Here is an 8283-nt window from a genome sequence, read left to right as displayed (position 1 = left end):
AATTGGCGCCGAGCGTTCCCGCCGCCGCTTCCATCTTGCGGTCCACTGCCTCGATCGACAGCCGGATCGCCCGCACCATCAGGGGAAAGCCCATGACGCCGCAGGCCAGCGCCGCACCCGTCCAGCGGAAGGAGAAGACAATGCCGAAATGCTCTGCCAGGAAAGCGCCCGCCGGGCCGCGCCGGCCGAAGGTGAGCAGCAGCAGATAGCCGGTCACCACGGGCGGCAGAATCAGCGGCAGATGCACCAGCCCGTTGAGAACCGTCTTGCCCCAGAACTGTCCCCGGGCAAGCAGAAGCGCGATCAAGATGCCCGGCGGCAGGCTGGCGAGCATCGCCACCGTTGCCACCTTGATGGACAGCCGGACCGCATTCCATTCGTCGGGAGTGAGGTCCAGCAGCCAGTTCATAGTGCCCCTTGGAACTCAGTTGCTCGGCGCGAGCACGGTAAATCCCTGATCCTTGAACAGCGCGGCCGCCTTGGCCGACTGCAGGCATTTCAGGAAAGCCGGCGTATCCTTGTCCTTCGAATCGGCGGTCTGGGCAACCGGATAGATGATCGGCGGATGCGAATCCTCCGGGAAGGTGCCGATCACCTTGACCCCCTTTTCGGCATGCGCGTCGGTGGCATAGACAATGCCAAGGGCGGCTTCGCCCGTCGAAACCAGTTTCAGCGCCGCGCGCACGTTTTCGGCCTGCGCCACCTTGCCCTCGACCGAGGACCAGACGCCGAGCGATTCAAGTGCGGCCTTGCCGTATTTGCCGGCCGGCACCGCCTTGAAATCGCCCATGGCGAGCTTGCCGTCGCCGATCAGCTTGGCGAGGTCGAAACCCTTCTCGATCCTGGTGTCGACCGCCGAGTCCTTCGGCGCCACCAGCACGATCTGATTGCCGAGCAGCTTCACTTCGGTGTCCGGCTTGGTCAGCTTCTTGTCGGAGAGATATTTCATCCAGTCGAGATCGGCCGAGATGAAGACGTCGGCAGGCGCCCCGCCCTCGATCTGCTTGGCCAGCGCCGAGCTCGCGGCATAGGAGACAGTCGCCGCCTCGCCGACATCGGCCTCGCAGGCCTTGTTCACCGCGTCGAGCGCGTCCTTGAGGCTGGCTGCGGCAAACACCACCACCTTGTCTTCCGCATGCGCTGCCGGCACGACTGCCATCAGCGCCGCAGCCAAACCGCCAATGGCGATCGCCCTAGATCCAAAACCTGTGCGCGTCATGGAAAACTCTCCCTGGTTTGAAATCCGGCCGGCCCGAAGCCTGCTGACCGATATATCCGTATGAATATAACAAGGGAAGGCCCGGCGCCCCATGAAAGCGTCTGTACGACACCAATTGTTCTGGGTAAGACCGGGAAAAGAAACCTTGGAAAGGAAACTCCGGTGAAGATCAGCGCCCGCAACGTCCTCAAGGGAACGATCGCCGAGATCGTCAAGGGAGCCACCACCTCGCATGTCAGGATCGACATCGGCGGCGGCGCCATCGTCACCGCCTCGATCACCAACGAGGCCGTCGCCGATCTCAAGCTCGAAAAGGGCAAGCAGGCCTATGCCGTGGTCAAAGCCTCGGACGTGATGGTCGGCATCGACTGACCGCGTTAGGCGGCAAGCCTATGGATCAAGGCATCTTCGACATAAATGCCGTTGATGGTATTGTGAGAAAATCGCACCTCACCGAGGCCATCAACCCGCATGGCAATACCCAAGCCGGCGATGAGCCGGTCGTCCGCTGATGTGATCTTCACCTTGCTAAGATCTAAAATAGGCTCTTGTGGACGTGCCTTGCGCCAGTCAGCAGCAATGGTTGCTGCATCGAGATATTTTTTCTCGAGATCCTTTCGTGGGCCGCGATAGGCGATAATCATGCGCCAATTGTCGACGTCACTGTTGTACAACCATAGTGCAGCTGCAACTCCGAATCTCTTTTCATCAAGAGCACGAATTAGGTTGATGCCGGCGTCGATGTCGGTCCTTACCAACGATCCTGAAGCCATCTGAATATTCCTTGCTCTTCGTCGACCATCGCGTTTCGCATGGCCGTCGCTTCAAACACATCTATCATATCGTAACGCGAAGCCTCATTCCAATCTGAGACCGCCGACCAATGGCCGTCGAATACAGGCGACGCCGTCCGACTTTCGGTTAGGTCCGCAGACAAGCCAGCCAAGGCCACGAGCCTGTTGAGGTCATGGCTATAAATGTCTTGGACAAATTTCTTGTCAGGAATGGTATCTGGCTGAAAAATCCGCGAAATTCGTGCCTTGATGGCAATTTCTGCAGCGTATCCGAAAAGATAGTAAGCATTCGAAAAACGTTCGTTTTGAAACAAAAGTTCTGCGTCTTGCAGCTTCGCATTGGCTATGGCTTGAAGCGCGGTCCTCTCTAATGTCATACCGCGATCGGCGCCTTGATCGACGCGTCGGCGACGTAGTTTTCCAGCCGGAAATCCTCGAAGCGGAAGGCGAAGAGGTCCTTCACCTCCGGATTGATCCACATTGTCGGCAGCGTCCTCGGCGTGCGCCGCAGTTGCTCGCGCGCTTGCTCGAAATGGTTAGAGTAGAGGTGCGCATCGCCAAGTGTGTGGACGAAATCGCCGGGTTTCAGCCCTGTCACCTGCGCCACCATCAAGGTCAGCAGGGCATAGGACGCGATGTTGAACGGCACGCCAAGGAAGATATCGGCGGAACGCTGGTAGAGCTGGCAGGAAAGCCGCCCTTCCGAAACATAGAACTGGAACAGGCAGTGGCAGGGCGGCAGCGCCATCGCTTCCACCTCGGCTGGGTTCCATGCCGAAACAATCAGCCGCCGCGATTGAGGATTTCTGCGTATCTCCTTGAGAAGATTCGCGATCTGGTCGATCGAGCCGCCATGGCCGTCCGGCCAGGAACGCCACTGCTTGCCGTAGACCGGGCCGAGATCGCCATTCTCGTCGGCCCATTCGTCCCAGATCGAGACGCCATGGTCGGTGAGATATTTGATGTTGGTGTCGCCGGCCAGGAACCACAGAAGCTCATGGATGATCGACTTGAGATGCAGCTTCTTGGTTGTGGTGACGGGAAAGCCGCGCGCCAGGTCGAAACGCATCTGGTAGCCGAAGACGGAGCGCGTTCCGGTGCCGGTGCGATCGCCGCGGTCGGCGCCGTTGTCCAGCACGTGCTGCAGGAGGTCGAGATACTGGCGCATCGGTTCCGGCTCGATTCGGTTGTCCAGCCATCATAACTGACAGACGGGCGATCGAACACCACAAAGCAGCGCGCAAGCCATGCCCGAAGCCAGTCAGTCCCCAACAACATCAGGGCTGGCGCATGGACCGCGCCAGCCCGGCGAATTGAAGCGCGGCCGTCAGAGGGAGCCGAGTTTACCCAGGTCCTTGGCAACCAGGTAGTAGAAGGTAACCCGGTTCTTGGTGTTGTCGGCGGCCATCGCCTTGCAGACCTTCTCGATCGAAGCGTCGGCCTTGCTGTCGTCCGATATGCCGAGCTTCTTGGCAACCCAGCCAGCCTTGACGCGCTCCAGTTCCTTCGGATCGGTGCAAGACACCAGCGAGGAATCGCGGTTCCGAAGCGCAATGCCAAGATGCTTCACGATTTTGTCGACCACGTCGGCACTCGCCGAGGCATCGTATTTTTTCACGTCTGCAAGATAGTCGGCCATCAAAATTCCCCTCGTCGGCGCCACGGATCCGATCGATGAGGGCTGTGGCGCGCTGCTGCAACTTGTGCGCTATGTCGATAACTCCTCACCGGGGCAAAGCTTCGGTTGAGACCGCGCTCAAGTCAACCCTTCGGACTTGCGGTTTTGACACGGGGACAAAGTGCCATTGCGGCCTTTCATTTCCTGCGATCGCCCCCTATATTCGGTTTGTCGGCTTGACCGACTATGGCGATAAATGGGCGATGAAATAAGCCGTTCGGACCCGGGGGCGGTACCCGGCGCCTCCACCAAAAGCCGCTGTTGACGACAGAGCGGTTTTTGCTGGGGGCGAAATAGGATCGACGAAGGTGTAAAGATCGTACTTTTGCCCGGCATGGTACCACCGTCATCGGGCTAAACCTGTAGTTGCAAATGACAACTATGCGGAAGCACGTCTCGCCGCGTAAGCGGTGCGATAGCTTCAAATCAAGCCCTAGAGGTTCGCACTTCTAGGCGGGGTTCGGAGGTACCTGGCAACAGAAACCTCCACTTCTCCCCTCCTCCGATATCCAGCATGCGCGACGGCAGTTCCGCCGCGAACGCGCCCTGCCGCGTGCTCCCTCTCCATGGACAAAACATGCAAAACGATTCCGATCGATTCTTCGTGCTGACCGGCGGTCCCGGCTCCGGCAAGACGACCCTGATCCAAGCCCTGGGCCACGCAGGCTTTGCCACCTCGGTCGAAGCCGGGCGTGGCATTATCCGCGACCAGTCCGCCATTGGCGGACCCGCTTTGCCTTGGCACGATCGCGCCCTGTTTGCCGAGTTGATGCTGTCATGGGAGATGCGCTCGTGTCAAATTGCGCTAGAACAGACCGGGCGTCCTGTTTTTTTCGATCGCGGCGTTCCGGACACGCTCGGCTATCTCAGGCTGAGCGGCCTGCCGATACCCGAACACGCCCACGCTGCCGCAGAGCGCTTCCGCTATCATCGGCGCGTCTTCGTCGCCCCGCTTTGGCCGGAGATCTTCGCGCAGGACAAAGAGCGCAGGCAGACGCTCGACGAGGCCGAGCGCACCCACCATGCGCTGGTCGGCGTCTATACGGAACTGGGCTACGAGATGGTTCCGTTGCCGCTGGCCCCCGTCGAGGCGCGGCTGCGCTTCGTGCTGGCCGAGACAGGATTGGCGTGAAAGGCTCGACAGTCCGACCTTTGCTTATTGCACCGCTGTTTCGGCTGCTTCGTGGCCAGGCGCGGGCGTCTTTGCCCCGTGGTCCTGGTCTTCGGCCAAATGCTGGCGAAAGAAGGCAAGCACAGCGGCATTGAACGCCTTGTGAAAGGCAACCCGGTCGAAACCCGGAGCATCGATGCAAGCTGGCGATGGCTTGCGCGCGTCGTCGGCAGGACATGGCGTCAGGAAGGAGAGATGCACGGCGTTGGACACGACGTGAAAGTCCGGTGTCCGCGGCAGCAATCCAGCCAGTCGCTTCACGTCGACGGGCGATACAGCGTCGCCGCCGAACTGCGAACTCCAGAGCTGGAGCGGCACCTTGACGTTCTCGACACTGTCGGCAGTCTGGAAAACGACGCTCAGCGGATCCGCCACCACGATCGCCTTGACGCGGGTATCGTGGGTCAGCGTTTCCGGCGGCAATTGCTTGCGCGCCGGCTTGGGCTGGTTGGCTGGCGGACAGCCGGTGTCGGCCGGGTCCGAACAGCGCGGCGGCAGTTTGTTGAAATCCGGATCGGCGCCGCCGATGACAAGGCCGGTATAGCCGCCTTGCGAAAATCCGTAGAAGCCGACGCGCTGAGGATCAATCTTGGCCGAATCCGCCGAGTTGCCGAGCATGAAATCGATGGTGCGCTTGATATCGATCGGACGCTGCCTCAGCACGCCCAGACCATTGGCCTGGCTCATATCGGCGTGGTTCGCGTGCGGATGGTTGATGGCAACGACGACAAAACCGGCATCCGCGAGCGTCTCGGCCATATCGTGGAGATCAAGGTACCAGCCGCCATAGCCATGTGAAATGACGACGAGCGGCAATCTCCCGCCCTCGATGGGGCAGTCGAGCACAGCCGGAACGGTAGACTGCTTGACCTTCACCTCGCCGGGCGGGCTGGCGCAGGGCGACCACATGGCAGCATCAATTGCCGGCCCGGCGGCATCGGCCGGTATCTGGATGAATTTCAAACCAGCGGCATGAGCTGTCGTGACGGCCAGACTTGCCAGGGCGGCAATCAGGAGCTTCTTCAAACGCATTTTCCTGTCTCCGATGTTCAAACAGATTGGTGTCCTCGGACCGCGGTCTGACCCGCCTTCCGGCTGCATACAGTGTGATGAGAAGTAGCGCGTGTGCGCGCGGCTTTGCAGCCGCTCAGGGCACCGTCTCGACCCTGCCGCTGCCGCTGACATGGGAATTGATCTTCGGGTTGCCGTGGACTTGCACATTGCCGCTGCCCGACACGCGGATATCGGCCTGGTCCCGCGGCGCGATATCGGCATTGCCGCTGCCGCTGATCTGGACACTGGCGGTCTTCGCTGTGAGTTTGCCGAAGTCACCTGAACCGGAGCCCGAGATGCGCAAGGAGAGATCCTGCACACTGCCGCTGGCGCGCACATCGCCGCTGCCGCTGATGCGCAGGTCCAGCGCCTCCTGGGCGAGAGCGGAAAGCTCGAGCCTGCCGCTGCCGCTCAACCGCCAACTGGGGACCGCTGGACCGGTAAGCTGGACGCTGACCGGCCGGCCATCGCAATCGAAGCCGTCGTCGAAGGCCAGCACATTGCCGGACAGGCGAACATGCGAAACCGCCTCGGGATCGCCGCTGACGACAGCCTGGGAAGGCGTGCCGGGCCGATAAGTGACCGTTGCCGGCAGGGCAATCTGGAATTCGCTGGAGATCGGTTGCCAGACCAGCGTCACCGATCCGGGCTTGGTCCCATCACCGGAACCGCGGCAGCTGGAGGCAAAATTCCACCAGCGGCCACCTCTCCACTCGTTTCCGGCGATCGAATTCGCCAGCGACAGACAAATCACGGCCACTGCGAGCGACAGCACGGCGGTCCAGGCAAGCGTCTTGTTCATGGTGCACCTGTTATTTCTGCGTGGCGACGCGCCACTGGGTTGATCAGGGCTGGCGTGGTTTGACCAGGCGGTAATGCAGGCGCGCATAATCCCCCAGCAGCTTGACCCCGATATTGAGGCCGAGCAGCAGCAGCGAGCCCAATCCGATGCTGGCGGCGGCAAGGCCGACAGCGGCCAGCAAGCGTGCGAATGGCGTGGCCCACGATGCGAAATGCCAGAACGGCACGACACTCAACAGCAGCCCGACGCTGGCGACGCCGAGCGCCAGGGCCGCAATGCCGAGACCAAGCACGACGAAGCAGAAGACGATGAGAACCGGCAGCAGCAGGAGAATGTCGAAGGCGGCGAGCCCGGTCAGGGCGAGCAGCGCGGCGGCAACACCGGCCGGACCACGATCATGCTCCCAGCGGCGAATCCCTGCTTCCGCCCGCAGCTCCCGCCCAAGCCGCGCCGGATCGCCAAGTGCCTCGGCAACATCCTCTTCGCTCCGTCCGGAGGCTAGCGCCTCGTCGAAATGGGCGCCGTAGTCGGCGACGATTTCATCGACTTCGCCCGCGGGCATTCCGGCCAGGCTGTTGCGCAGGGAAACCAAGAAGGCATCGCGGTTCATTCCATCTCTCCCAGGAAAAGGTCGACGGCATCGACAAAGCTTCGCCATTCCCGGCTGCGCGCCTCGTAGACTGTCCTGCCGACTGCGGTGAGCCGGTAATATTTGCGGGGCGGCCCGCTCGTCGATTCGACGAGCCATGTCGCGACAAGCCCGTCACTCTGCATGCGCCGCATCAGCGGATAGATCGTCCCTTCTCCCATGCCGACACGCTCGGCCAGCGTGCTGGCGATCTCGTAGGCATAGCTTTCCCGCCGGGCGAGCAAGGCAAGGACACACAGTTCAAGCGCGCCCTTTTTCAGCTGGACATCATTTGGATCGGTCACGGTCGCTCCCGGCAAGTCCAGTACACCATATCGGCAGGTACCTTCTTATGCAAGGTACCAACTTAAACGTGATACCGAGGTGATGAACGAGGGGACGGACGCAGCTTCTCAGACATAAAAAAGGCCGGGAAAACCCGGCCTTTTCATATACCTGCGAGCAGTGCCTACTCGGCCGGCGCCTCGACGGCCTCGCGAGAGCGGCCGAGCGTGACCTTGGCCAGCGTGAAGGAAATCACCGCGCAGAGCGTGATGCCGGCCACCATCGGCAGCGGCGTACCGTCGAAGAACACGCCGGCAACACCCATGGCCAGTGCGCCGATGGCGAAATGCAGCGTGCCCATCAGCGCTGACGCCGTGCCGGCAATCTCGCCATGCTCTTCCATGGCCAGCACCGACGTGGTCGGAATGACCAGACCAAGGAAGCCGTAGCCGACGAACAGCAGCGCCGCCATCACGTCGAGCCGGTCGATGCCCGTCGCCATCACCGCGAACAGCACCACCATCGTCGTGGCATAGCCGGTCACCGCGACGCGCACCACGCGTCGCAGGCCGAAGCGCTCGGCCAGCAGCCCCGTCATCTGCGACATGCCGATGAAGGCGACCGCGTTGATCGAGAAGAACACGCTGTAGACC

General features: G+C 61.4%; 12 protein-coding genes, 1 other RNA gene and 1 pseudogene. 3 read left to right on the top strand and 11 right to left on the bottom strand.

Going from position 1 to position 8283, the window contains the following annotated elements; translation table 11 throughout:
• Both EN914_RS15695 and modA read right to left on the bottom strand, forming a co-directional pair.
• The coding region (locus tag EN914_RS15695) for an ABC transporter permease subunit (protein ID WP_127389145.1) at window positions 1-409 on the bottom strand (409 nt) is incomplete at its 3' end.
• Window positions 410-424: 15 nt separating this feature from the next.
• The gene (gene modA / locus EN914_RS15690) at window positions 425-1219 is read right to left on the bottom strand and encodes a molybdate ABC transporter substrate-binding protein (protein WP_024501416.1); all 795 of its coding nucleotides are present in this window, start codon (window positions 1217-1219) and stop codon (window positions 425-427) included.
• A gap of 162 nt (window positions 1220-1381) precedes the next feature.
• Between modA and EN914_RS15685 the strand changes: the two genes are divergently transcribed.
• Window positions 1382-1591: a molybdopterin-binding protein gene (locus tag EN914_RS15685; protein ID WP_024501417.1), complete on the top strand. Its 210-nt coding sequence runs from the start codon at window positions 1382-1384 to the stop codon at window positions 1589-1591.
• A gap of 5 nt (window positions 1592-1596) precedes the next feature.
• Here EN914_RS15685 and EN914_RS15680 read toward each other — a convergent pair whose 3' ends face one another.
• The 4 genes from EN914_RS15680 to EN914_RS15665 all read right to left on the bottom strand — a co-directional run bounded on the left by EN914_RS15680 (window position 1597) and on the right by EN914_RS15665 (window position 3652).
• Window positions 1597-1992, bottom strand: coding sequence for a hypothetical protein (locus tag EN914_RS15680; protein WP_127219057.1), 396 nt, complete (start codon window positions 1990-1992; stop codon window positions 1597-1599).
• A complete protein-coding gene (locus tag EN914_RS15675; protein ID WP_024501419.1) occupies window positions 1971-2390 on the bottom strand; it encodes a HEPN domain-containing protein in 420 nt (139 codons plus the stop codon). The genes EN914_RS15680 and EN914_RS15675 overlap by 22 nt, the downstream gene beginning before the upstream one ends.
• Window positions 2387-3181 (bottom strand): thymidylate synthase, encoded by a 795-nt coding sequence (locus EN914_RS15670; protein WP_024501420.1) that lies wholly within the window; start codon window positions 3179-3181, stop codon window positions 2387-2389. The genes EN914_RS15675 and EN914_RS15670 overlap by 4 nt, the downstream gene beginning before the upstream one ends.
• A gap of 159 nt (window positions 3182-3340) precedes the next feature.
• The gene (locus tag EN914_RS15665) at window positions 3341-3652 is read right to left on the bottom strand and encodes a DUF2853 family protein (RefSeq protein WP_013531020.1); all 312 of its coding nucleotides are present in this window, start codon (window positions 3650-3652) and stop codon (window positions 3341-3343) included.
• 170 nt (window positions 3653-3822) lie between these two features.
• Here EN914_RS15665 and ssrA point away from each other — a divergent pair.
• Window positions 3823-4182, top strand: a transfer-messenger RNA (tmRNA) gene (gene ssrA / locus EN914_RS15660).
• A gap of 86 nt (window positions 4183-4268) precedes the next feature.
• Window positions 4269-4823, top strand: a complete 555-nt coding sequence (locus tag EN914_RS15655; RefSeq protein ID WP_196815377.1) for an AAA family ATPase — start codon at window positions 4269-4271, stop codon at window positions 4821-4823.
• A gap of 24 nt (window positions 4824-4847) precedes the next feature.
• On the opposite strand, the gene EN914_RS15650 is transcribed toward EN914_RS15655, so the two are convergent.
• The 5 genes and pseudogenes from EN914_RS15650 to EN914_RS15630 all read right to left on the bottom strand — a co-directional run.
• On the bottom strand, window positions 4848-5894 hold the full coding sequence (locus tag EN914_RS15650; RefSeq protein WP_024501422.1) for a dienelactone hydrolase: 1047 nt from the start codon (window positions 5892-5894) through the stop codon (window positions 4848-4850).
• Window positions 5895-6009: 115 nt separating this feature from the next.
• The gene (locus tag EN914_RS15645) at window positions 6010-6717 is read right to left on the bottom strand and encodes a GIN domain-containing protein (protein ID WP_024501423.1); all 708 of its coding nucleotides are present in this window, start codon (window positions 6715-6717) and stop codon (window positions 6010-6012) included.
• Window positions 6718-6760: 43 nt separating this feature from the next.
• Window positions 6761-7327, bottom strand: a complete 567-nt coding sequence (locus tag EN914_RS15640) for a DUF1700 domain-containing protein (protein ID WP_024501424.1) — start codon at window positions 7325-7327, stop codon at window positions 6761-6763.
• Window positions 7324-7650 carry a PadR family transcriptional regulator gene (locus EN914_RS15635; protein WP_024501425.1) on the bottom strand — a complete coding sequence of 109 codons (327 nt, stop codon included), beginning with the start codon at window positions 7648-7650 and terminating at the stop codon, window positions 7324-7326. Before EN914_RS15635 ends, EN914_RS15640 begins: the two co-directional genes overlap by 4 nt.
• A 164-nt stretch (window positions 7651-7814) precedes the next feature.
• Window positions 7815-8283: pseudogene (locus EN914_RS15630) on the bottom strand (multidrug effflux MFS transporter); the annotation flags it as partial.

Origin of the sequence: Mesorhizobium sp. M7A.F.Ca.CA.001.08.2.1 (genome assembly GCF_003998455.1) — a bacterium.
GTDB classification, from domain to species: domain Bacteria; phylum Pseudomonadota; class Alphaproteobacteria; order Rhizobiales; family Rhizobiaceae; genus Mesorhizobium; species Mesorhizobium ciceri.
Note: the sequence above shows the minus strand (reverse complement) of the source record. Positions and strands in the feature narration are given on the sequence as shown.